Here is a 25,508-nt window from a genome sequence, read left to right on the forward strand (position 1 = left end):
ATATATGGATAAACACACTTTCTATTCTGGAAATAAACGAGGGAGTTAGAATTGGTAGTTAAATTCGATACGGTGATCACCATCACCGAAATTAACGTGCTCATTCCAGTTTGCAAAGTAACGAATATTTGCGCGAGGATTAATTTGATAAGACAACGCAAACTCATGAGTCAAGATATTATCTTCACCCGCGTAATAAGTATCTTTATATTGACTAGACCCTGACAACGTATGCATATACATTGGGTTGTAGTTAACCCAGATTTTATCGGTTAATTCAATTTTTGAGTACATACCGACAACGGTGAAAGTACCTGGAATTTCGTAACCTTTGTCATCACCACTAAAATCATTAGCAATAGTGACACCCGCACCAGCTAAAGGAAATAACTGCAACATACCAAACTTAGGTAGACCTTGAATAAAGCTATAAGATGCATCTAATTTATCGTTATCAACGTCGTAGTTTACATCTAATTGACGGCCTAGACCTTTTGCGACTTCTACTTGGAAATTACGTAGTCGGAAAGAGTCAATGCTGTCATCAACGTTGGCATATATTGGATCATCATTGTCGCGAATGCCAAATAGCTCACCACCAATGCCTTTCATTTCAATGATGTTCATCGCCATGGTACCAGGCTGGCTAGATTGGTAAGTTTGACCGATTTTGATGTTCGCGCCTTTATCAGTAATACCAAAGCCCGCTTGGGTGTATACCGCAAGTGGGTCAGACATATCTTGTAGTTCTTCGTTATTGTTTGTCTGCGCATAGGCAGAAGACGCGAGTTGTAGGGCTGCAACCATAATGGCAACAGACGGTTTCACTAAATTCATAAAACTGTATCCATTTTAATGATTATAAAATTATTCACGTCATGAGGTCATCATAAATAGCAAGCAACACAACTCGCTTTGGATAACATAAATTATCAAAGCAAATTCAATAATGACGAAACATTCGACGTTTTAATTAAAATAAAATAAAGCATCGTAAAAGTTCAATCACCGCTACTTATATCTTATATAACTTGAAATTTGGTAATACCAATGAAGAAGGAAATATTAAAACTTATGAAAATTCAATTATCATTAGAACAAATGATTAATTAATTTTACCATATAAATAGAGAGTGCAATGGATTTAGGTGATCGCGATCAATGTTTCATTTCGATCGTACAACACTCTTCAGATTAATTAGAACATTATAATAATTTAAAAACCTTAGTTTGATTAGCCTAGCATCAGATTAGAATAGTAGGCCTATAATAAATAAAAAGGGAATCACTCTCTGTGATTCCCTTTTATTATCGAGCGATAAAGCGCCGATGCGTTTCGATAACTAAAACGCAAACAATTCGCACTATTGCAGTTTCTCTATTCCCATATTGAACAGTGCAAAACTATAAATATCTGCATTTGTCTCAATTATTTTACGCGTTGGTGTGCCTGCACCATGTCCTGCATTGGTTTCGATGCGAATTAAGGTCGGATTTGAACCCGCTTGCTTCGATTGCAACTCAGCAGCAAATTTGTATGAGTGAGCAGGAACAACACGGTCATCATGATCACCGGTTGTAATCAATGTTGCTGGGTATTCCACCCCTGCTTTTACATTGTGCACCGGCGAATAACTTTTCAGATATTGGAACATCTCTTTACTTTGCTCTGCCGTGCCGTAGTCATACGCCCAACCAGCACCTGCGGTAAAAGTATGGTAACGCAGCATATCCAGTACGCCGACTGCTGGCAGCGCCACTTTAAACAGCTCTGGACGTTGCGTCATAACGGCCCCTACTAACAAGCCACCATTCGATCCACCGTTAATGGCTAACTTGTTTGATGACGTTACCTTTTCATCAATTAGGAATTCAGCCGCAGCAATAAAGTCATCAAACACATTTTGCTTTTGCATTTGAATGCCAGCGTTGTGCCATTCTTTGCCATATTCCCCACCACCACGAATGTTCGCTACCGCGTAAACACCACCAAGCTCTAACCAAGCCGCACGTGTCGGGCTAAAAGATGGCGTGAGGCTAATGTTGAAACCGCCATAACCATATAGGATGGTTGGTGCACTGCCGTCCATCGGTGTCCCTTTTTTATAGGTGATGATCATCGGCACTTTTGTTCCGTCTTTTGAGGTGTAAAACACCTGGCGAGATTCATACAAAGCAGGATCAAATGGCGCTTTAGATTTGTAGTACACCTCGCTATCACCGTCTTTGATGTTCAGACGATAGGTCGTGCTTGGCATCTTGTAGTTGGTGAAAGAATAGTAGACTTCGGTTTCTTCTTTTTTCCCCGAGAAACCGTATGCGCTGCCAATATCAGGCAATTTGATTTCTCGGATGAGTTTGCCGTTCATGTCGTATTGCTTCACCATCGAGATCGCATCAACAATATAGCTCGCAAACAAATTGCCACCCGCGGTAGAAACACGTAACACGTTCTTTGTTTCAGGAATCACATCTTTCCAGTTTTTGGGCTGCGGCTGACTCGCATCCACCGTCACGACGCGTTTGTTCGGCGCATTAAGGTTCGTAACCAAGTACAGTTTCGTGCCTTGGTTGTCTATCACCCAAGTATCAGAACTGGTGTTATCTAAAATGGTTTTCAGCGGGCTATTTGGCTTACTCAGGTCTTTGAAGAACAGTTTGTTACCCGACGTCGATACGCTGGCTGACATAAACAAGTAGCGTTCATCTTCCGACGTGTAACCCCCAACGTAGCGATACTTTTCGTCCTTTACACCACCGAAAATTAATTGGTCTTCACTTTGTTTCGTCCCTAGTTTATGAAAGTAGAGCTTGTGTTGGTCTGTCTTCGCGGAAAGTTCACTCCCTTTTGGCTTGTCATAACTTGAGTAATAGAAGCCTTGATTGCCGAGCCAACTGATGCCACTGAACTTAATATCCACCAGCGTTTCACCGACGGGCTTTTTGGTTTCTGTGTCTAACACAATGACTTTGCGCCAATCGCTACCGCCTTCCGAAATGCTGTATGCAACCAAAGAACCATCACGTGAAAAGCTCACTCCCGCTAACGATGTGGTGCCATCTTCACTAAAAGTATTTGGATCGAGGAAAATTTCTGCTTCGCCATCACCTAACTGCCGATGAAGCACATCTTGGTTTTGTAGCCCGTCATTTTTGTAAAAATAAGTGAACTTACCCTCTTTGAACGGTTGGCTTTGCTTTTCGTAGTCCATGAGCTTAGTGATGCGCTCTTCAATCTGCTCGCGGTAAGGGATTTTCGACAGATAATCAAACGTCACTGCATTTTGTGCCTTCACCCATTCTGCGGTTTCTGGGCTGAGATCGTCTTCCAACCAGCGATAAGGATCACTCACTTTTGTACCAAAGTAGTCATCGACAACATCCACTTTTTGTGTGGTTGGATACGTGATGGTTTTCGGGGTTACCTGTTCAACCGACGATTGCGCCGCTTCATTTGCATACGCCACAGACAACACACTTCCGAGTACGAGAGCCGTTGTGAGTGCTAGGGTATTCTTTTTCATGAAATTCCTTTTTATTTTTCTGTTGTCTTTTTGTGCAATACATCAGAACTCTACTATATATCGACAAAATGAATCTAATTTCATTAAACGAGTTGTGAAAGCCATCCTAACTCCCTCATTTCCTTCCAGTTCTACAAACTAGTAAGTGGCGGTGTAGAACTTGGGAACAATACTGAAGAGCTACGATGGCGTTTACTCTCTTTCGTCTAAGTCAGCTCGATTTGGCGCAAAACCCCAGACTCAGAAGCGAAATCTTGGTCGTGACTAATCAGAACAAATCCACCTTTGTATGTGTTTAACGCCTGACTAAGCATTATTTTTGACTCGAGGTCGAGATGGTTATCTGGTTCATCAAGCAGCAGCAAAGGCTGAGAATTTTGGTGGCTGACTATCAGCATCGCGAGCTTCATCTTCTCGCCACCGCTCAGTAGGCGCCCCAACCGAAACACTGCATCTCGACGAAAACCGATCCCGGCCAATAAGGTCCTCGCTTCACTTTCCGTCATCTCTTGGCAGCTCTCCATTACGTTCTCAAGTAACGAAAGATTTGGATTCACTGCACCAAAATGTTGGTCGAGATAATACAAAGGCGTATTCACTTGCAACTCACCACTCTGCAACGATAACTCGCCAAGCAACGTCTTTAACAAGGTTGATTTTCCGCAGCCATTTCTCCCTTTGAGATGGACTTTGTCGTTCGCAAAAATCTGCAACGTGATAGGCGTAGAATTCCCAAAAGGTAATATACCTTCTTGTATCGACAACACTTTTCGCGAACGGTTCGGATTATCTGTAAGATAAAGCTTTTGCGCCTTGAGTTGCTCATGTCGCAATTGCAACGCCTGTTCTTTGGCTTGTAAATGCGTTTGTCTGAGTTGCTCATTCTTATTGCGATTTGAGGCGCTGGCGGTCGCGCTATCCTTTTTTCCATCAAGCAAAATTTTGGGCTGACTGCCGTCTTTGCGCAGTTTGTTCCCTTGCGCGGCGCGTTGGTCTGCTTTTTCGCGATTTTTTTGGGCTTGCTCGGCTAACCGTTTTTTCTGTTTATCGACTTGCGCTAACTGCCTCTCGATCGCTTGCAGTTCAGTGCGTTTTTTCTCGGCGTACACATCGTAATTTCCACCAAAAGCCTGTAAACCTAGGCCCGATAGCTCCCAAATTTCCTCCATCTCTCGCAGCAGCTCACGATCGTGACTGATGAGTAAAATCGCACCGCTGAAATGCGTCATAGACTCTATCAGCCATTGTTTCGCCTCGGTATCAAGGTGATTGGATGGCTCATCGAGAATCAAAAGCTCCGTTTCGTTTTCAAACAACTGCCATAACTGCAAACGTGCCAACTGACCACCACTGAGCCGAGCACAAGAGAAATCAGGGTCTTGCGGTAATCCCATCGCAGCGAGCTGCTGTTTGAGTTTTAATTCAATATCCCACTGCTCGCCAACCAGTTCGAACCAATGTTCAGAAACATCACCTTGTTCAATCTGCTTTAAAGCATGCAAGACCGCATCTTTGCCCAGAAACTGGGCGATCGATTGCTGACCTGAAAGCAGATCAGACGGCTGCTGGCGATACATCATGAAAGAAGAGGGAGCAGTCACAACACCGCTGGCAGGCTGAGTTTCGCCCGCCAAAATGGAAGCCAAAAGCGACTTACCGATGCCATTGCGCCCAACCAAACCAACACGTCGTTTAGTCATGGAACAAGAAGTAGACTGGAATAGCGTATCGCCATTATCAAACTGATGGCTAACATTAAAAGCTTGTAAAACCGGCATAATTTGCCTCCTGTATGACAGGGACAACAGCCGTAGCTATGATTTGAAATTGCAACAAAACGCGTGCACAAACGCATTAAGCTCTATGTAAAGTTCGACGATATACGTCAAATCAAAAAGTCGTCTTGTTGCAAAGAAATATCGGAAAGTGAGCTACGCCTACTAACCCTGCAGATCCAAAAAATAAGTAAAAATATGGATGACAGGTTTAGTTCTTCATGTTGGCGTAATCTCCTAGAGAAATGATGCGCAGAGTTTAGCCGCTTTTTTGTTCAAAAAGCAAGCTTTCTAACCAAATGTGAACAAAAAGAAAGTTTCACAGTAAGTTGTTATATCACATTAACTTTTTAACAAGTCTTTGAACAATTTCGAGATCTTAGCAACACAATTTTTATCCAAGCCATACTATGCTTAGGGTAAAGATAATCCACATAAGGGCGTGGTTATGAAATACAAACATATCCTTGTTGCACTCGAACTGTCAGATGAAAGCACCGTGCTTATCGACAGAGCGGTATCAATGGCAAACTATCTCGACTCCGATATCTCCTTTATTCATATTGATGGTACGCACGGAGAAATCTATCGTGAGCTTGTAGACATCAAAGAAAACCCGGATCAAAGGCCGTTGAATGAGCATTCAATGGAATGTTTAAAAACATTTAGTGATTACATGGATTACCCACTTAAACATTTCTTCGTAGGTACTGGCGACTTGGCTGATAAATTAGAGGTCACCATTAAAGAGCAAGAAGTGGATCTTCTGATTTGTGGTCACCACCAAGATTTCTGGAGCAAGATTATTTCTTACTCCAGACACTTAATTAACAAGTCACCGGTGGATATTCTAGTCGTCCCTATTCATGATTAGTAAAACGTAACGCTTCCCAAAACCACCAATTTATTTGGTGGTTTTTTATTGATATTGAAACAGCTTAAACAGTTTTCCAAACTAGCTTGGCGATCATTTATGAGTTACATTTTCTAACCAACCCGCGCTCCTACTGGGCATGGTTATTTAGATAGCAAGGATCCCTATGGCAAATAAAAAAGTACTCATTCTCTTTGCTCATCCTTCCCAGCATCGTTCAGAAGTGAATACTCCACTTTTCAAAGAAGCTCAAAAAATTGAAGGCGTGACATGTGTTGATCTCTATGGCGAATACCCTCGTTTCGATATTAATATCGACCGTGAGCAGCAACGCTTACGTGAGCATGACGTGGTGATTTTCCAATTCCCACTATATTGGTATTCAACGCCTGCGATTTTAAAAGAGTGGCAAGATCTGGTTTTGGAATATGGCTTTGCTTACGGTACAGATGGCACAGCACTGCAAGGCAAGACCATGCTTTGTGTGCTGTCTGCAGGGGGCAAAGAAGAAGCTTATAAGGCAGAGGGCTACAACCACTTTACGATTCGTCAACTGCTTGCGCCTATTGAACAAATGTCCGCACTGACCGGCATGAACTACATTGCCCCTCTCGCGATGTTTGGCGCACGTACAGCAGATGAAGAAGGGCGAATCCCTCGTCATGTTGAGCGGTACAAGAGCCTGCTAACAGCTTTAGTCGAAGATAGGTTGGATGTTGAAGCTGCGGCGTCATTAATCAAGCTTAACAGCGCATTGCCAGAGCTCATTAAGGAGGCTTCATGACAGGGATATTCTTACAAGCCTTCGTATATTTGATTGCTGCTGTAATTGCAGTCCCACTTGCTAAGCGTTTGGGACTTGGGTCCGTTTTAGGCTATCTCATCGCAGGTGTGGTTATTGGCCCAATTATCGGTTTAGTCGGTGAAGAAACAACAACAATCCAGCACTTTGCCGAGTTTGGCGTGGTGATGATGCTGTTTCTCGTTGGCTTAGAGCTCGAACCCAAAATGTTGTGGGCGATGCGCAATCGCTTAATGGGCTTAGGAGGTCTGCAAGTCGGCGGTACCGTCGCGGCGATTATGGGTATTGCCTTATACTTTGACCAGCCTTGGACCATAGCCTTAGCCATAGGTTTGATCTTCGCCCTCTCTTCTACTGCGATTGTTTTGCAAACTTTTAGCGAAAAAGGATTAACGAAGACGGAAGGTGGACAAAACGCTTTCTCCGTGTTGCTTTTTCAAGATATTGCAGTGATACCAATGTTGGCGTTCATTCCCCTATTGGCCTTACCTGAATTAATTGAACAGGCACAGTCCGCAGCACAAACAGCCGCAGCGCACCATGAAGAATTAAGCCTCGTTGCGGGGTTGCCAGGCTGGGCATACGGCATCGTAATCACAGCATCGATAGCAATCGTCGTCGTTGGTGGACACTTTTTAAGTCGACCGCTGCTCAATTATGTGGCTAGCTCTGGTTTGCGAGAAATCTTTACCGCAACTGCACTCATGCTTGTCATTGGTATCGCTGCACTGATGAGTTTAGTGGGCTTATCTCCTGCCTTAGGAACCTTCTTGGCTGGCGTTGTATTGGCGAACAGTGAATTCCGCCACGAGTTAGAATCCAATATCGAACCATTTAAAGGCCTATTGTTAGGTCTGTTCTTTATTACCGTTGGCGCAGGGATCAACTTCTCGGTCCTTTTTGATAATTTCTGGTTGGTCATGGCATTGACCATTGGCGTGATGGTTTTGAAAGCCTTGGTGCTGTTTATTCTTGCACTGATATTTAGGGTGAAAGGCAGCAACCGCTGGCTATTTACCCTAAGCTTGGCTCAAGCAGGTGAATTCGGCTTTGTGCTTCTAAGCTTTTCAGTGCAAAACCACGTCATCCCATTTGAACTCTCACAAACTCTTGCGTTAGTGGTTGCGATTTCGATGTTCCTGACACCAGGTTTGTTTATTCTGTTTGATAGAGTGATTCTGCCGCGCTTTGAAAGCCAGTCAAATGAACGCGAAAGCGATACGATTGAGGAAACAGGCACGGTGATCATCGCCGGCATCGGCCGCTTTGGACAAATAGTGAATCGCCTATTGGTATCAAACGGCGTGACTACCGTGGTACTTGACCATCAATCTGACCAAGTCGATAACATGCGCCAAATTGGCACTCGCGCCTATTTTGGCGACGCGACTCGACCAGATATGCTACATACAGCCGGCATTGAGCACGCCGCTGCTTTGGTTGTGGCGATTGATAACCAAGAATCGAGTGTAGAACTGGTGAAGTACGTTAAGCACACGTACCCAAAAGTAACAGTGATTGCACGTGCCTTTGACCGTGGACATGGCTATCTTTTGCGTCAAGCGGGGGCTGATATTATTGAATCAGAGACCTACCATTCTGCATTGGAGATGGGCGGTCATACAATGAAAGCCCTTGGCATTCACCCCTTCTTCGTTGAACAACAGAAGGCGACATATAAGCGTGTTGAAGCACGTAAGTCAGAAATACTTTACAAAGCTTGGGAGGATGATTCTGAAGGTGAACGCTATGACAACAATTTCCGACAACTGTTTATTCAGTTAGAGGAGAAAATGGCGGAAGAGATGCAAAAAGATCGTCATGACAAACTATCGCGGTCAGAACGTGGTTGGACACCGCCACCTAAAGGTTACGCCGATGACTTTAATGAAGATAACGTCCAAGAGCTAACACCACCAAGAGAAGAGCCTATCCAACGATAACGCACTCCATATTAAAAACCTCCCACTTGGGAGGTTTTTATTTTTTCAGTACAGAGCCACACGCCGTGCAGGATAAAATGATCTTCTCGATATTACATAAGATCATTCATTAAAATCTCATACTCTTCGTTTGCTTCTTCCACTAAATGAGAAAGCTCTAACGCATCAGTAACTGCAAGATTGAACTGCCACGGAGTTGTGTCTTCTTTACCACAGATTCGAGTTTCACACCCACGACTCTCAAAAGACAAATCATCAAACTCTGTGGTGTGGCGCTCTTGAAGTTCAACAATCTCAACTTCTAATTTACCGACAGGATTGACTTTAACGTGGGCATGTAACTCCGAACTGTTAGACAAACAATAATCTCTATGAACCGCAATCATGGCCGCCTCCTTGGTCTGCCAACTGACAACTCAACATTGAGTGTAGACGAGGGATTTTGAACGTGGCGTGAAATAATAATGAAGATTGATCTGTCTCATTAGAACAGACAATTGTTGTCATGAAGGCATGAGCCAGTATGAATCTCATCTGATTTAAACTGTTCTGAGATCGTAATAGTTGGCATTTACCGAGACTTTCCCTATTATCGAAACAAAATTACTGTGGTCATTCTTTAGAGGTCAGTATGGAGCTTGAAGCCGTTGCTAAAGCACTAAAAGAGTTAGGGCATCCGACTCGTTTAAGTATTTACAAAGAAGTCGTCAAAGCGGGATACAAAGGTATCGCGGTAGGCGGCGTACAAGAAAAGCTTGGCATTCCAGCATCCACTCTCTCTCATCATATCTCGAGCCTTGCTTCAGCTGGTCTTCTCACCCAGCGCCGCGAGGGTAGAACCCTTTTTTGTGTTGCAGAGTATCAGTGCTTAGATGACGTAATTGGTTTTTTAAAAGCAGAATGTTGCGTTAACGAGTGCTCATAAATTTCTAGCAAAAACGAGAGAGTTTGAGTTTCTATTGAACTTCAGCAGAACGTGAATGACGATGAAAAACATACACACCGAAGTTGCTAACCTCGGTGTGTACATCTTCTACTTCGCGACGAGTAACATCGACGACTTAGATGGTACGATTAACTTACCGTCAGTTGGAATGATTTGTTCTGTCATCAAATCAACCCAATTACCATCGATTTTTAATGTCAAAGACTGTTGACGCTGTGATTTATTAAGCACCACAATACCTTTGTCACCTCGCTTCAGTACGAGCATGTCATCGTTACCTTCAAGAACACTCATCGGCTCGCCATGCGTCATATTATGGAACTGGATCATTTTTGCCATTCTCGGATCGCTCCATGCACCTTGCCATCTTGGCTGACCATTTTTACCTTTAATACCGCTGGTGTTTAAGTCGGTATAAATCAACGGCACACCACCATCTCGGCCTAGAATATAGGCATAAGCTAACCATTCGTTCTCCTCGTCCATGATGAGATCAAGAAAGACATCATTGTTAGGAATATCATGTGTGATAGCAAATGTAATCGCACGACCGGGGGACAGAGCCTGACCAAAACAATAGGGATCAATCAGAGACTTGAAGCTGCCCTTTTTAGCAAACGCCTTAAACATGGTTGAGAACAAAGGGAAATCGTACGCACCTAGGCGAGTTTCCTGTAGATACGGCTCAAGAAACAGCTGATACTCTTCTTCCGTCGCACCGCCATCGGTAATAATTTCACCAAATATATGCACATCCCGCGTGATGTCGTCTGTCCAAACACGCTTAAGATGCTCTAACGTCATGTGTTTCGCAGCGTCAATACGAAAACCTTTCACACCAATAGCTTTCAGCGCCTTTAGGTACGCTCGCTGCTGCTCAACGACATGGTCACAAACACGAAGAGTTGGCAAGCCAGGATCGGTTGGCCCACCTGTGATACGTCCGTTTTGAACCTGCCACTTATCTTTCCAGTCTTTGATGCCGAATGCTTCAACAAAGTCCTCTTCATCAAAAAGTGGTTGAGATAGATCGCCAAACAACGCTAGCGACTGATATTTCTGTTTGTCGTTCTGGTATTCCTCCAAGACCTCTTGTCTTGGGTACTGAAGGTCTCTGCGAAGGTGGGCCTCATTTGCCATATGGTTAAACACTACGTCGGCATAAACCCACACACCAACTTGCTCCAGTTCACGAACCATATGAATAAAATCTTTGGTATCACCCAAATCATTATCGATAACACGATAATCTTGTGGTTGATAACGCTGCCACCAGCGCTCATCGTGTGCGCTTTTCATTGGTGGCGAAACCAACACAGAGCCATAACCAAGCTCGCGGATTTCTTTTGCTCGTTGGGCAATGTCAGCATACTTCCAATCAAACGCATGTAAGATAACGTTTGCACCGAATGATTGTGTTTCCTGTGAGCCACTCATGTTGTTCTCCTGCTCGTTTCCACTCACGATTACTTGTTTGCATTTTTTTGTGAGTGAATTCAATAATCGAGATTATAAAAGCTATTCATCAGAGGCACTCACCCTTTTAGCACTAACTCAAGGCTGAAATCGAAGGCGTAGCGACTCATCCATTGCACAGCGATAAATCGTTCTGAGTGAATAACGGGCACACGACATACAACCCGAACAGACCAACACAAAACTAAGGCATTGTTTTGATTAACAAAAACTTAAATTTAAAAAGATAGAACATAAGACCTATGTACGCCCTAAAATAGGCCCAAAGGATAAAAATAGCCAAGCCAACCCGTTGAGTAATCAATTGTTAATAAAACGAAACTGGCAGATGGATCACGTTTGGCGCGTTTCAAAAATCCAGTAAATCACCATACCTAGCGTTAAAAGACTAAAGATTTCCGTTTGTATCTGTCCCGAAATGACTTCAAAATGCGAAACTTAGCTTATCTCTATGGGGTATGCTCTACCTTGGAGGATAATAATGAATATCAAAGAATTTTCTGACCTCGTCGGGCTATCTGCTCATACACTTCGATACTATGAAAAAATCGGTTTACTTAAACATGTCCATAGAAACGCGAGTGGACATCGAATGTATAGTTCGAAAGATCTAAACTGGATAAGCTTTGTTAAGCGTTTAAAAGAAACTGCAATGCCACTTGAAGAGATTCTAGAGTATGCCAAATTAAGGGAAGTCGGCTCTCAATCTGTACCACAACGTCAAGCTCTGTTAGAACAACACCAAGAAAACCTCAAACGCCACATTGATCAGCAGAAAAAGCACTTATCGGCTCTAGAAGAAAAAATTGCCTTGTATAAAAGCGGAAAAGTTCGTTGACTTAGAGTTAACTCTAACGATTAAGGTGTGTTTACGTTTATTCACTAGGAACATACCGATGGAACAATCACGCTTTAACAAAGGATTAGAACTACTCTCGCAAATTGATGGCGACGCTGGTCATAATGTCATCGAAACCTTACAAGATATTTGTCCAGATTTAGCTCAGTACACCATTGAGTATCCGTTTGGCGATATTTATGCTCGCCCGGGCTTAGACCTAAAATCGAGAGAAATCGCAACCGTCGCCGCGCTAACGGCAATGGGGAATTGCGCGCCGCAACTAAAAGTGCACTTAAATGCAGCGCTGAATGTAGGCTGTAGCGAGGATGAGATTAAAGAGATCATTTTGCAGATGTCCGTCTACGCAGGGTTTCCCGCGGCATTAAACGGCATGTTTGCATTCAAAGAAGTGCTAGCGGAAAGAGCAGAGCAATAACGACGTTGAAATCAATTTAACCGCAATTAAAAACGGCCCTTGGGGTTCGGGCCGTGATTAAAACAACGAGTGAATTAGCGCTCAGGAGTTTCAAGCAGTTTAACCGCGCAATCTACCGCGTTGTTAATGCCTTGACTGCTCTCCAACTTGCCTGAACTTGCAGGACCAAGGGCACAAGAATACAAAGCCAGCTGCTTATCGAACGGCAGATCCAACTGTTCATAGAGATTTTGTCGGATTCTTGCATGTTGTTCTGGTTCTTGGTTAGCAAGGCTAATCAACGTTTCATAAATAAGCGTTTTCATGTCTTTCCCTTTTCACTTTATTGCACGGGGTGCATATATATTGTATCCATTTGGGAAACACAAATCAGAAGCTAGGTCACAGAACGCGTCGCTAAAAAAGTTTATGTGCGCGGTAAATTGCAATACAAACCTAAAGCCGTTTAGAAAAAGGGCAACTGATAACTCGATAGATCAGCCGATTAACTAGCATTCGCCGCTGTTTGTTTATAATCGTGTCCGATATAAACAAAAACGTCGCTGTATCAGCGACGTTTTATCTCGACTTTAGTTAATCGAACCTGTTTAGTTGAAGTGCACTAGCATTTCAACGTCATCGCCTTGCTCTGGAGCCTGAAGAGCGAAGTGCACGTACCCTGCTTCAGTAACAGGAATCGCAAGGTATTCATTGCTGCCTGCATAGTTGGACGCATACTCGTGCTGCTCTACTGTAGGCCAATGCTCCCTACTCGCGTATAGATCGACATTACCAGTTTGAGAGTGAGCCGTTAGCCATACACGAACCTCTTCTACACCTTCAGGCACATGAACTGCTGCATAACGCTGCTTGTGAACGGTAAGCATTTTGGCTTCACCAGACTCTAGTACCACAGGTGCTAAATCATCTTGCACTTGGGTTGGCGGTGTTTGCGCTTCCACTTCTAACGCAGCCACAAGATTTACTGAGTCATAGCTATCACGTCCAGTTAAGCTGATGTAGTAACGACCCGCTTTAACGTAACCATCTTGCTCTGGTTCAAACACAATCTCTTCATTGCTGCCATCAGCATATTGACTCATTTCGAAATCATAGTAATGCGCGACTTTGTTGTAGCTCATGTAAAGATCCGCATCACCCGCACCCTCAATAGATACATTGAAGTTAACGGTGTTGGCTGGAACATCAACGTAGAACAGTTTTTCGCTGTATGCTTCGCCACTGAGCTGAAGGCTTTGGTTCGCCGTCAATTCAGTCACTTGTGCTTCAGGGCTTGTTGGTTCTGTTGGCTCTTCTGGGTCTGTATCAGGTTGCTCAGGTTCCACTTTTAATGTGTCCAACCAACGTTCAAACTCAGCATCGTATTGTTGACCTAAAGACGTCACCTGCTGTGCCCATTGTTCGAACTGGCCAGAGCGCGACAATGCCAACAAGCTTTCGACGTCTTGTGGATGATTTTCTAACATGAATCGAACAGCTAGATAACCCCAACGATAGATACGATTGGTATCGTGAGAGTACGTGGTATCAAACACAGTGGAAAGGCTCAGTTTACCATCTGCAATCAGCTCAATCGCAGCTTGGTAACCTTGCTTGTAATGCATGTATTCAGCAAAACCTTCTAGCCACCAAACAATATGACCATGAGCCAAGTTATCGCTGAACGAACCGTATTGGTTAAATCGTGCATCTAAATAGTGCGTGTATTCATGTTCTAGGTTCAAGATAGAGAGATCTTCACCATTCGCGTAGCGATAAGCGACGAAACGCGCAGTATTGTCCGCTTTTGAAGGGTCACCTTCTAGGTACTGACCACCGTTGTCCGTTGTATTACCAAATAGGAATGAAGAGTAATCAACGTAACTAGTGTTACTCGCGAATACCGCCACTTCAACACGATCATTCAAATCATCAGCGACAGGTTGATTACCCGTATTCGCAACTCGATGGAAGTCGGCTTCTTTTGCCGCTAGCACTTCACACGCTTTCGCTGCTTGAGCATCGGTCAGATCCTCAGAGCGAATAATGGCAGGTCCCTGACATTCAAAACGATTTGGCATTACACGTGCAGCTAAATCTTGCTTGGCTTGCTCAATATTCAGACCATTTAGGCCTTCTGGTGCGTAGTAGCTCATCATTTCAACGGCAGCAAGCCATAGTTTGTCATGCTCACTACCCAGTGGATAACGCTGCATCACCTGTTGCATTACTGCCAATGCTTTGCGTTTGGTCTCCTGATCTGGGCTCGCGAGCAAACGACCAGTTTCACGTAATGCATTGAAAACGATAAAGCTTGCATCCGTATCTAATGCCCAAGCATTATCAGATGCGAATTTCACCAACGTATCAATATGGTGTGTATTGTTTGCCATGTATCGGTAGAACGCATCGTTCGCCGCATGGCCTGCCATAGAGCGGAACAAGTTGTTCAAACCATCGACCCATTGCGTGTCCTGCGCGGTTTCACGATTAAAGTGCATCAACGCGACCATCATGCTATCCATGGTCAGCGGCAACTGCTTAACGTTATCAACCATCAAAGTCAGGCTCTTCATTGCACCAACTTGTTCACGACCCTGATCCAAAGCATGAGGGTTGTTTAGGAATAGGTTCGTCGACTGAGCAAAACGCTGACTCAACGCTTGCGAAAACTCAGGTGTACCAGTACCAGCGTTGTAGCGAACGTAGTAGGCCGCTCGAACAAATTCGCCTAAGTTCTCTAGAACACGGGCTTGATCTGCTTCACCACGATAGCGAGCGATTTCTTGATCCAGCGCGACTTGGATACGGCTTAGGCTCGCTTCACTATAGATATCATTCAGCGTTTCTGAAGGTGCTGAAAACCAAGCGTGGTAGCAATCATACTCAGCACCAGAAACGGCAGTAGCCAGATCTCGCGATTGTTGTAAATCAGCAACAGCACACTGATTTTGTGCAAAAGAGAAGCCAGACACACTCGCTAGCATACAAGCAAGCGCCAAACGATGGCGCGGGAAAAAACGGATATGAGACATAACAACACTCATTGATTATTAACATACATTGAGTGGGGATTTATATTCTTTACAGCTCAAACAGTGAAATCAGTGTCATAAAATTTATGAAACCGCTCCCAAAAATAGGTCTTTTACTCTAATTAAATGGGAGCAATCCCACTCCCAAAAAACTCACAATTATCAATAAAAACATTAATTTACCTTTTTCTAAATAACGACTTTATGAGGAAAATTGACCTTAAACGCCCCCCTTAACTCTTCCAGATAGAGTTCACGACAATCAAAGGTTCTAAATTAAATTTTGATGCTTGATACCATCTATTTTTATTTGTGACTCATTCCCAATAAGTCATCGAGTGCATATCAAAAGGCTGGCGTTAATGGTAAATTCTCCGCCAAATCAAACACATTTACTCCTCCAGTCATTGATGAGTGAATAAAGCAGATATTTGGCTAGGGATGATACATGTCACTTTGGGGATTTTTGGGAGCGGGGATTGCCTACTTCATGACAACGTTTGCCTTTGTTTTTGGCGGCATTTTTTGGTTATGTGCTGAAGGTAATACATTAAGAGAAACAAAGCGCCAATCATCAATAATGTCCGGGGTTATTGCTTGTACTATTGGAACTTGGGTGCTTGCTTTTGGTGTTTACGTTTACGGTTACTTTTGGGATAACTCTTCTCACTATTATTTTTATTTGCTCGCTCCATGGGGACTTGCCATTTTTGGGGTAAAACTTCGTAACCGCTGGGTTAAGCAATACGCGCGTGTAAAACACGCAAAAGAAGAACAGTGGCAAAAGCGCTGGCGAGAATTATTAGGGGAAGATACTGAAGATCTTCCACCATATACACATGATTACGAGCTCTACTCGGGCATTTGGCAAGCCAATGAAGCGCTCCGAGAACAGTGTTTTGCGGCCCTTCCTCACGGGAAAGCAGTCTACGAGAGAGTGAAAGCCTTCCAAACGATGGCCTCCCCCGCTGGTGACATAAACAATCAAGTTTTGCTGAGTAAACTCGATCAACTAGAGGATGAAATCATTCAAGTTCTTGAGCAACACTCGCAAAAGAAAGTAAGCATTGAAACTGGCGCTGGTACTTTACGCAAAGAGTCAAAACGCAATGTTTATCACCATGAGAATAGCCCAACAGAAGAGCAACTGTACGACTCAATCAACCTCCAACATGATTTGGATCGAGAGCTACGCAACATTATCTATGATCGGCTCGGTTACGATGGCGAAGATGAGTACTTTTTCCTCCAAGCGCCACTCGAAGAGCTTACCGAGAATGAAACCGCAATCAACTGGATGCTCTGGGGGTTAGTAAGCGACCATTTTGCTGTTGACCCATACCAAACGGCGTTGGATCTCAGCCTAATGAATGCGGAACCAAGATGGGGGCAAAATGAACGGTTTGTAATGATTACGGCTCAATAAACGCAAGTACTAAGTCTAACTTTAATACAACCTATTCTGAGACCACCCTCGCGTTGGTTAACTTAGCCAATAAGCGGCCAACGCGATCGCGCATTTCACGTCTATCGACAATCATATCTAACGCACCATGCGCTAGTAAAAATTCACTTCGCTGAAACTCGTCTGGTAACTTTTCACGTACCGTTTGCTCAATGACCCGTCTTCCCGCAAAGCCAATACTTGCTTTAGGTTCACCAATATTGATGTCTCCTAACATGGCTAAACTCGCCGAGACGCCACCATAAGTTTGGTCCGTCAATACTGAGATATAGGGTAATCTGTGCTCAGATAAGTGGTTTAACGCGGCGCTGGTTTTTGACATTTGCATGAGAGCCACCAAAGACTCTTGCATGCGCGCCCCTCCGCAAGCGGAAAAACATACTAACCCAGATTTTGTATTAATTGCGCTTTCAACTGCTCGGACAAACTTCTCGCCAACCACTGCGCCCATCGAGCCTGCCATGAAAGAGAATTCGAATGCACACGCAACAACAGGCAGCCCCAATAACTTGCCCTCCATCACCACCAACGCATCTTTTTCTCCAGTCGTTTTCTGTGCTAAAGCAATTCGCTCTTTATATCGCTTTAAGTCTTTAAAACCCAAAATATCTTGTGGCTCCAACTCACTTGCCAACTCTTGTTGTGTTCCATGGTCCAGAAAAGAGATCAACCTTTGACGCGCAGCCATTCTCATGTGATATGAGCATTTAGGGCATACTTCCAAATTTTCTTTTAACGCGGCACGATAAAGTATTTGTTCACACTCAGGACACTTTGTCCAAACGCCCTCAGGGATAGACGCTTTGCGCGAACCTATTATATTTTTATTCTCAAATAACCGTTCTAACCAGCTCATAAATTCACCACTATTGATTACGTCCTAGCGCGATATCTCGTTGTTTGTTCGCTTAAACTTGTAAATAAAATTGTATGTAACTTAGTACAGGGATAAAGTGCGATATGCTGGCTTGATAATCCAATAAAGTGGGATAATGAAATGTTTGATAACGTTGACCAAATCTGGTTAAAAAGTTTTCACTGTGTTTATGAGAACAACAGCTTTAAGCGAGCCGCTGAGTGTTTGAATATACCAACATCAAATATCAGCCGACACATTGCCCTGCTTGAAGAAAAGTTAAACATTAGGTTGTTCAATAGAACAACAAGGCGAATGACGCCTACCGAGGCTGGAGAAGAGCTCTATAGCAGCACTCGTCCGTTATTGGAGCAACTCAACGCCGCACTAGAAACGGTAACGCGCCACTCACACACGGTAACAGGGGAACTGCGAATTCTTATGCCAGGCACACCTGTACTCGCCAAAGCGGTTGTCACCTTTTGCACGCAATACCCGTCAATCTCTTTGTCTTGCGATACAACGCTAAACCCTAAAGATGATGTTATTGACAGCTTTGATGTCATTTTGAGTTTTCATAGAGGGACTTTGTCAGACAGTAACTGGGTGGCGAGAGAGATAAAACGCTGGCCCAGTGCCATTTTAGCCGCGCCTCAACTAATTGAGAAATACGCCACCCCTTACAAAATTACGGATCTAAGTCATGTTCCCTGCATCACGACGCTTACCGCAGTAAATGGTGCACCATGGGTATTCAGAAGCCCTGCTGGGGGCCATATTACTCAAACTGTGCAATCTTCATTCAAAGTAAACAGCGGTCATCTCGCCAGATATGGCGCGTTATCAGGGCTTGGGTACGCAATATTGCCAATTGAGTCATGCCAAAATGAGATCAAAAATGGTGAGCTAGAAATCGTCACTCTAGAGTACGAACCTGAGGATTTAGTGCTTTACGCCTTTTACTCGTCTAGAAAACATGTAGCTAAGAAAATATCTATGTTTGTTGAACATTTAAAGCAAAATGCGAAACTTAACGCTTAGCTAAGCTTTACTCAACTAATTTATCATATTTTGTTTTATCGTCTAGAAAGGACAGACACCGCTAAGCGATTTGAGACTCGATTTTTTCAAATAAAAAAGCCAGCAATTAACATTTACTGGCTTTTTATTAAAGAGGGTCAGTTGGCGTTTAGATTCTAAACGCTCCCACGTGACGATCGAGTGTTCGCGATAGCTCCGCGAGTTGTTGACTTGATGCTTCTAGTTGCTCACTCGCCGTTAGCGCACTTTTCACTGAGTGGCTGACGGTATCCATGTTCATATTAATTTCGTTTGCTACCGTTGATTGCTGTTCTGTTGCGGTTGCTACTTGAGTATTGATATCTGAAATAGTCGTCACTTGTGCAGCTATTGCTTCTAAAGCCTGTCGAGCTAACTCGGTTTCTGCCGTTCCTTCTTCAATAAGAGTCTTACTATTGCTCATTGAATTCACCGCACTTTGAGCTTCAGTTTGTAGCTGGTGAATCATGTTGTCAATTTCATCGGTAGAATGAGCCGTTTTAGTCGCTAGGTTGCGAACTTCATCAGCTACGACTGCAAAACCTCGGCCGGCATCACCAGCGCGTGCAGCTTCGATAGCCGCATTGAGAGCCAATAGATTGGTTTGCTCCGAAATACCTCTAATCACCTCTAGAATACTACCAATCGACTGAGTATTTTCAGCAAGACTCACGATAATGTTGGAAGTGCTGTTCATCTCGTTTTCAAGATTAGTCATCGCCGTTTTGGTTCTTTCTAGCGTCGTGTAGCCATCTTGCGCTTCATTACTTGCTGCACTCGCAGCATTTGCCGCTCCAGCAGCATTGGAGGCAATTTCATTGACCGTCGCAATCATTTCGTTCATGGATGTGACAACCAGCATGGTTTGCTCGTTCTGCTCTTGCCCTCTTGTGAGCGCTTGTTGAGATTGCCCACGCAAAGCGACAGCTGAACTATTAAGCTCCACACCAGTATTTACAACTTGTGTAATAATCTCATGTACTTTCCCAACAAAAACGTTGAAAGCAGAAGAAATTTGCGCGACTTCGTCATTACCTTTCGCTGGCAAACGAACGGTTAAGTCTCCGTCTCCTTTTGAGATGTCTTGTAGAGCGTCTTTAAGCGCAGAAAGCGGTCTCATCAGTTTATTTAGCAGAAGTGACAGAATCAAAACACACATAACGAAGATCGCCACCATAGAGATCAACTGGTAAGTAATAATTCCATTCGTCGCTTGGCTCACTTCGGTAATAGGAATACCAATATCAAAAGTACCGTATAACTGACCATCCACATAAATTGGTGCCATGATGTCAAACACCCATACTTTCTGTACATCGGCATACCACTTTGAGTACTGTTGAACACCTCTCGTCGCGCCTTCAACAGTATATTCGTCGTTATAGGTTTTGTTCAGCTTGTGCTTATCACTGTGGGCTACTGCCGTCACGTTACGATCAATTACAACGGCATAGCTCACGTCTGAACGTTGTTTCAGCCCCTCAACAAGCGATTGTAAATCTTGCATTGGATTGGCTGAGTTCTCCAAAATATAACTCGCATTTCCCGCTAGAAACTCAGCTTGAACTTGGGATTTGTTTAAGATGATGTCATCGATTTTCTGACTCGAAATTAGGTACGTTGATGCCATACTCGCCACGACAGCAATACCAAACATGGCGCAGACTGCTAATAAGATGATTCTTTTCATTATAATTGTCTCAATACAATTCAATTGATGCTCATTAATCGAGCGCTAAGCCTTTCTTCTCCAAAACCAACCAAACTGCATTTTGGGTCTGTTTGGCAGAGCAAGACATAACTTTATAACTATGTATCTGCTTGGTTCCCGATTACTTTAGACAGAAGGAAAAAAAGTCTTCAAAACGTCACATTTCTACGAGGTTTGGCGAAGGGACGAGTACGCAAAAGGAAACGTTTGCATAGTTAAATTTAACTATGCGACCAAATTGGTATCGAACATTAAAGAAAAGAGTTCTAATTAGCGTTTTGCCGTCGGGAGCGCTGTGGTCAGTGCTCCCGTTTTATCATTTAGTATCTCAGGTTCAGATATTAGAGCCACAATTGCAGCGGTTGTAATCCGAGATGCTTGGTGAAGCGAGAATGACTTGGTTTGTAGATATGGCAGCGATGTCGGATCGAGTGATTCTCAATCAAGAATCGGCAGCAAAACATGCAAACCAAGGCATGAAGCCATTACCCATACAAAAAGAAAGGAAAAGAGTCTTTATCATAGAGTTTAACTCGTCAGCGATATGTATCCATGCATACCCATGTATAAACCAACTGCACTGATCAAGACGCCCGATAAGTAAGGAGCTCGACGTGCAACATCATTCAAACCGCTCCATTTAGATGTCGCTTTTTGCACGCCCACTGCTGCCACAACGCCAACAGCAACCAGAGTCAAGGCTAAGCCAATACTGAATGACACAACTAAAGTCGCACCAAGAGTCATTGCCTTAAGCTGCAAACAGATAAGCAAAACCGTTACCGCAGCAGGGCATGGAATCAAACCGCCCGTTAATCCAAACAGCAGAATTTGCCCATTCGTCACGTCTCGATTCTCAAAGCGTTTTTGAATGTCTAAAGCGTGAGCGCGTTCGTGAGCATCTTGATATTCCTTATCTTCGCTTTCTAAATGAGAACCAGGACGGAAATGTACATCAAAGTCATGGGTATGATCATGGTGCCCGATGATCAAAGTGACAGAAAGTCCATTAGAGACTTTAATGCAAGACGCCGATTCCAAGTATCCATCACGCTCTATAAAGTTATAGATATCAGCAGGTTGATAACCATCACTCGATACCGAAACCTTGATACCTTCAGCAGTTAAAGGTTTACCGCTGAGTGTTCGCAACTGGAAACGGTGATGCTCCCCTTCCTCTGTAATCGAAAGCGAAACATGCCCATGTCCTGTATCCACAACTTGCGTCGTCCAGTCGCGAGCATGATCCTGAGCTTTGTTCCAAGCTCGCTCATCGCTCCATGTCCGCCAAAACATCCATACGCCGGTTGTCACGATAATGACCCCAGAGATAAGTTGCATCCATGGTTCAGCCGCTTCAGCGGTGAATTTCTGGCTAACATACATCCCGCCAACAGCGATTAACCATACAATTGCAGTGTGAGAAAGTGTGGCAGCTAAACCCAGCATCACGGCTTGTTTGACCGTTCCTTTCACCGCGACAATGAACGCCGCCATCATCGTTTTAGAGTGCCCAGGTTCTAAACCGTGCAAGGCGCCAAGCAAAATGGCACTGGGAATAAAGAACCACCCATTACCTTGTTGTAGTAACGCGACAAAATCCATTGTTGTTCTCTGTTGTTGATTCTAATTTATCGCAAACTATACTCCCCCCTAGTATTAAATACTACCCCCCAGTATAAATTGAGTGCTACATTATCAGTTAGAATAACTCGGCCCGTAACTTAAAGAAGATAAGACATGTCGCATACAACCAGAGATCAAAAGAAGCTCAACACTCGAGTCAGTAAAATACAGGGTCAGGTGAATGGACTTAAAAAAATGCTGGAAGAAGAGCATGAATGCCAAGATGTGTTGCAGCAGATTGCCGCTATTCGGGGAGCAGTAAATGGTTTGATGCGAGAAGTAATTAAAGGTCACTTACTTGAACACGTCGTACTTGAGGAAGACAAAACTCAACGTGAAAAAGATATGGAAGTCGTATTAAAAGTACTGGACTCTTATATAAAGTAACCCTACTTCGCTAGAGTAAAATCACTAGAGTTAAACTCGAATAGAACCTTTATAGGTAATCTCTTACTAAGCGGGAAATAACAATTCCATTTCATATTGATTAAGTTGAAAACGGAACCTATATCGGTTCAATTTAAATAGTTTATTTATAAGAACTAAAACGGCCCAAACATAGGGCCGTTCATATTATTAAAAAACTCTAAACTATCTGATAAAAATACATATTGTGATAGGTTTTTACTTTATGGAAGAGTACAAGTAAACCTTTATACCTCTTGTAATTCGACGTGCTTAGCGCTGTAAGATTTTGTAAATGCAACACACCCCAAAAGTACAGCAAGTGGTAACACAGGATCAAAGATTGAACCATGAGATCCGAAGAATAAGTTAAGAATCATGACTAATGAACCACCAATAGCCCAAGCAATTGTTGTTGGAATAGTCCAAATAATGAGTTGTTTCTTAACCTCAGTCACCCCCATTAATCGATTAACAATATGGAATAGCGAGTCATTAAAGTAGCCAGCAAATAGAGATCCCATCGTAGCTGCCGTCGCTGCGAATAAAAGGTTAACGTCAGGAATATTCACTAAAACTGGGGCAGATATAGAAGCAGCGGTTATCATGGAGACTGTACCAGAGCCCTGAATAATACGAACTAACGTCGCAATAATAAATGGAATCATAACCGCAGAAATAGGAAGCCCTGCAACTTGGTTGGCAATCTCTGCGCCCGCACCCGTTTCACGCAATACGGCACCTAACGCGCCACCAGCACCTGTTACTAACAAAATGATGCCACAAGTGGAGATTCCTTGTTCCATCTTTTCATTCGCTTCTTCTTTGGTAAGGTTATTACCCAATGTGTAAACCGCTAGTAACGTCGCTATTGATAGTGCAATAGTAGGGCTGCCGATAAAAGCGATAAATTGACCAAATGTTGTTGCAGTCAGCCCTTCGAAACCGAAAGTCCCCTCTAATAAACCCATCACTGATTTCGCAAGTATAAGTAAAATAGGGATAATAATTGGAGCGATAGATTTACTTAAAGATGGTAGGTCTTTCGCTTCTTTACTTGCAATGTACTCTTTGTGATCATTAATCAGTTGCTCACTAGACTTCGAGAAATGTTCGGTTGGAATGAATTCAGGAAACTGCTTTTCTAACCATCTTGCATACCAAACAATACCCATGACACAAGGCGCTGCGATCATCAAACCAAAACCTAACATGCTGGCAAGATCGACACCAAAGATACCAGCAACGCCCAAAGGCCCTGGAGTCGGCGGAATAGCGTGATGCGCTACGACCAAGCCGCCCGCCAGAGCAACCGTAAGCGTTAAAATCGAGCGATTGGACGTTTTTGACAAAGACTTCGCTATTGGATAAAGAATGATAAGCGCGCTATCCACAAAGATTGGGATGCTAACAATATAGCCAGTTACAGCAAGAGCGGCCTCTTCTTTCTTTTTTCCTAACCACTTTATAAAATTATAGGCAATACTTTCTCCTGCTCCAGAAGCCTCTAAAATAGCCCCCATCATAACGCCGAGACCGATGACAATCCCTATACCGCCTAATGTTCCACCAAATCCTTTGCTAACGGTCGCAATCGTGTCGTCAACACTTAACCCACCAATAATACCTGCGATACATGCCGCAATTAACATCGCAATTAACACATGTACTTTTGTACGTAATACAAGAAAAACAAGGACTGATACGGCTACTATTAGTCCAATTACTGAGGTTGGTAACATTAGACAATCTCCATATTGTTAACAGAAATAAATTGTTGTAATACATCCTTGAAATTACTGTCTGCTTTAAATCCAAGCTCCAGTTCTTTAGTACAATCAATTTTTTGTGGCCAACTACTCACAATACGATCAATACCCGCATCATGCTCATAGGTAATATAATTAGAAAGTTGTTTACCCATTAGAGTGTCCATTGTTTGAATCATCTCAGCTGGTGTAGTTTGAATGCCAGGTAAATTAAGCGTTCTATAGGACAGATTATTTAACTGCTCATAAGGCATTAGCCCTGCATACTGAATATTGTCAACCACTCTAGACGGGCTCGATATCCAAAGTTTTAGCGTAGGGTCTACAGGACAATTTGATTCTTGAGCATTCAAAGGCTCACGAATAATTCCGCTTACGAAAGAGCTAGCGGCAAGGTTTGGTTTCCCAGGGCGAATACAAATAGTCGGTAAACGTACGGATACAGCTTTAACAAAGCCTTTACGGGCATAGTCGTTCACCAATAACTCACCTATAGCTTTTTGCGTCCCGTAGGATGACTGAGGATGAAGTGCTGTTATTGGTGTAATCGTTTCCGGAAGATCACCACCAAATACAGCTAAAGATGAAGCAAACGTAAAACGAATATTAGGGTTTACTTTACGGCAACGCTCAAGCAATAACTGTGTGGTCGTCAGATTTACAGCTACGCCTAAATCAAAATCTTGCTCAGCATGGCTCGATACAATTGCCGCTAAATGAAAAATGTGTGTCGTTTCGGCAGTAATAACTTGGTCTATATTTTCTCGCTTTGTCATATCCATGACTAAAGAAACGACTCGGTCATCAATGCCCTCTAAGCGCGACTTTTGAATGTCGACAATAGTAATACTTTCAGCTTTGTTTTCTTTTAGTAGTGATTTGGCAAGTAGGGTTCCGAGAAAACCCGCCCCTCCAGTTATGATAATATTCATAGTCACGACCCTTTGTTTTTGTAATTGGTTTCAAGTTATTTATGGATAGAAATT

21 protein-coding genes are annotated in these 25,508 nt (G+C 43.3%); 9 read left to right on the top strand and 12 right to left on the bottom strand.

Annotation, left to right across the window (positions count from 1 at the left end):
- Positions 1–45: 45 nt before the first annotated feature.
- The 3 genes from KJB35_RS16895 to KJB35_RS16905 form a co-directional block, all read right to left on the bottom strand.
- On the bottom strand, positions 46–837 hold the full coding sequence (locus KJB35_RS16895) for a hypothetical protein (RefSeq protein ID WP_054574444.1): 792 nt from the start codon (positions 835–837) through the stop codon (positions 46–48).
- 527 nt (positions 838–1,364) lie between these two features.
- Positions 1,365–3,524: a prolyl oligopeptidase family protein gene (locus KJB35_RS16900; RefSeq protein ID WP_213907587.1), complete on the bottom strand. Its 2,160-nt coding sequence runs from the start codon at positions 3,522–3,524 to the stop codon at positions 1,365–1,367.
- A gap of 206 nt (positions 3,525–3,730) precedes the next feature.
- Positions 3,731–5,302, bottom strand: a complete 1,572-nt coding sequence (locus tag KJB35_RS16905) for an ATP-binding cassette domain-containing protein (RefSeq protein ID WP_285358362.1) — start codon at positions 5,300–5,302, stop codon at positions 3,731–3,733.
- A gap of 445 nt (positions 5,303–5,747) precedes the next feature.
- Here KJB35_RS16905 and KJB35_RS16910 point away from each other — a divergent pair, with 445 nt between their 5' ends.
- The 3 genes from KJB35_RS16910 (at position 5,748) to KJB35_RS16920 (ending at position 8,918) form a co-directional block, all read left to right on the top strand.
- A complete protein-coding gene (locus KJB35_RS16910; RefSeq protein ID WP_005375398.1) occupies positions 5,748–6,173 on the top strand; it encodes a universal stress protein in 426 nt (141 codons plus the stop codon).
- A gap of 166 nt (positions 6,174–6,339) precedes the next feature.
- Positions 6,340–6,957, top strand: coding sequence for an NAD(P)H-dependent oxidoreductase (locus tag KJB35_RS16915; protein ID WP_005375391.1), 618 nt, complete (start codon positions 6,340–6,342; stop codon positions 6,955–6,957).
- Entirely contained in the window at positions 6,954–8,918 is a 1,965-nt protein-coding gene (locus KJB35_RS16920; RefSeq protein WP_054574447.1) for a monovalent cation:proton antiporter-2 (CPA2) family protein, read from the top strand. The genes KJB35_RS16915 and KJB35_RS16920 overlap by 4 nt, the downstream gene beginning before the upstream one ends.
- 92 nt (positions 8,919–9,010) lie before the next feature.
- On the opposite strand, the gene KJB35_RS16925 is transcribed toward KJB35_RS16920, so the two are convergent.
- Positions 9,011–9,304: a hypothetical protein gene (locus KJB35_RS16925; RefSeq protein ID WP_005375389.1), complete on the bottom strand. Its 294-nt coding sequence runs from the start codon at positions 9,302–9,304 to the stop codon at positions 9,011–9,013.
- Between the two features lie 245 nt (positions 9,305–9,549).
- Between KJB35_RS16925 and KJB35_RS16930 the strand changes: the two genes are divergently transcribed.
- Positions 9,550–9,843, top strand: a complete 294-nt coding sequence (locus KJB35_RS16930; RefSeq protein ID WP_005375388.1) for a helix-turn-helix transcriptional regulator — start codon at positions 9,550–9,552, stop codon at positions 9,841–9,843.
- A 108-nt stretch (positions 9,844–9,951) separates the two neighbouring features.
- Here KJB35_RS16930 and KJB35_RS16935 read toward each other — a convergent pair whose 3' ends face one another.
- On the bottom strand, positions 9,952–11,301 hold the full coding sequence (locus tag KJB35_RS16935; RefSeq protein ID WP_054574448.1) for an alpha-amylase family protein: 1,350 nt from the start codon (positions 11,299–11,301) through the stop codon (positions 9,952–9,954).
- Positions 11,302–11,821: 520 nt separating this feature from the next.
- On the opposite strand from KJB35_RS16935, the gene KJB35_RS16940 reads away from it, so the two are divergent.
- The gene (locus KJB35_RS16940; protein ID WP_017635251.1) at positions 11,822–12,178 is read left to right on the top strand and encodes a MerR family transcriptional regulator; all 357 of its coding nucleotides are present in this window, start codon (positions 11,822–11,824) and stop codon (positions 12,176–12,178) included.
- A gap of 58 nt (positions 12,179–12,236) precedes the next feature.
- Complete coding sequence (locus tag KJB35_RS16945; protein WP_054574449.1) at positions 12,237–12,617, top strand: carboxymuconolactone decarboxylase family protein; 381 nt, start codon at positions 12,237–12,239, stop codon at positions 12,615–12,617.
- 74 nt (positions 12,618–12,691) lie between these two features.
- Here the strand turns inward: KJB35_RS16945 and KJB35_RS16950 are convergent, their stop codons facing one another.
- Both KJB35_RS16950 and KJB35_RS16955 read right to left on the bottom strand, forming a co-directional pair.
- Positions 12,692–12,922 carry a PAS factor family protein gene (locus KJB35_RS16950; protein WP_005375384.1) on the bottom strand — a complete coding sequence of 77 codons (231 nt, stop codon included), beginning with the start codon at positions 12,920–12,922 and terminating at the stop codon, positions 12,692–12,694.
- Between the two features lie 282 nt (positions 12,923–13,204).
- Entirely contained in the window at positions 13,205–15,631 is a 2,427-nt protein-coding gene (locus KJB35_RS16955) for a M9 family metallopeptidase (protein ID WP_213907585.1), read from the bottom strand.
- Positions 15,632–16,079: 448 nt separating this feature from the next.
- Here KJB35_RS16955 and KJB35_RS16960 point away from each other — a divergent pair, with 448 nt between their 5' ends.
- Entirely contained in the window at positions 16,080–17,057 is a 978-nt protein-coding gene (locus tag KJB35_RS16960) for a hypothetical protein (protein WP_145472128.1), read from the top strand.
- Between the two features lie 31 nt (positions 17,058–17,088).
- Here KJB35_RS16960 and accD read toward each other — a convergent pair whose 3' ends face one another.
- Entirely contained in the window at positions 17,089–17,952 is an 864-nt protein-coding gene (gene accD / locus KJB35_RS16965; protein WP_017821534.1) for an acetyl-CoA carboxylase, carboxyltransferase subunit beta, read from the bottom strand.
- Positions 17,953–18,093: 141 nt separating this feature from the next.
- On the opposite strand from accD, the gene KJB35_RS16970 reads away from it, so the two are divergent.
- Entirely contained in the window at positions 18,094–18,993 is a 900-nt protein-coding gene (locus tag KJB35_RS16970; RefSeq protein ID WP_213907583.1) for a LysR family transcriptional regulator, read from the top strand.
- A 148-nt stretch (positions 18,994–19,141) separates the two neighbouring features.
- On the opposite strand, the gene KJB35_RS16975 is transcribed toward KJB35_RS16970, so the two are convergent.
- The gene (locus tag KJB35_RS16975; RefSeq protein WP_031778895.1) at positions 19,142–20,701 is read right to left on the bottom strand and encodes a methyl-accepting chemotaxis protein; all 1,560 of its coding nucleotides are present in this window, start codon (positions 20,699–20,701) and stop codon (positions 19,142–19,144) included.
- Between the two features lie 549 nt (positions 20,702–21,250).
- Positions 21,251–22,327 (bottom strand): nickel/cobalt efflux protein RcnA, encoded by a 1,077-nt coding sequence (locus tag KJB35_RS16980; protein WP_206949069.1) that lies wholly within the window; start codon positions 22,325–22,327, stop codon positions 21,251–21,253.
- A 135-nt stretch (positions 22,328–22,462) separates the two neighbouring features.
- Here KJB35_RS16980 and rcnR point away from each other — a divergent pair, with 135 nt between their 5' ends.
- Positions 22,463–22,735 carry a Ni(II)/Co(II)-binding transcriptional repressor RcnR gene (gene rcnR / locus KJB35_RS16985; protein ID WP_005375370.1) on the top strand — a complete coding sequence of 91 codons (273 nt, stop codon included), beginning with the start codon at positions 22,463–22,465 and terminating at the stop codon, positions 22,733–22,735.
- Positions 22,736–23,001: 266 nt separating this feature from the next.
- Here the strand turns inward: rcnR and KJB35_RS16990 are convergent, their stop codons facing one another.
- On the bottom strand, positions 23,002–24,495 hold the full coding sequence (locus KJB35_RS16990; protein ID WP_005375369.1) for a GntP family permease: 1,494 nt from the start codon (positions 24,493–24,495) through the stop codon (positions 23,002–23,004).
- Positions 24,495–25,454, bottom strand: coding sequence for a D-erythronate dehydrogenase (gene denD / locus KJB35_RS16995; protein ID WP_017635260.1), 960 nt, complete (start codon positions 25,452–25,454; stop codon positions 24,495–24,497). The genes KJB35_RS16990 and denD overlap by 1 nt, the downstream gene beginning before the upstream one ends.
- Positions 25,455–25,508 lie beyond the last annotated feature (54 nt).

This window comes from Vibrio sp. D431a (assembly GCF_030248655.1).
GTDB classification, from domain to species: domain Bacteria; phylum Pseudomonadota; class Gammaproteobacteria; order Enterobacterales; family Vibrionaceae; genus Vibrio; species Vibrio alginolyticus.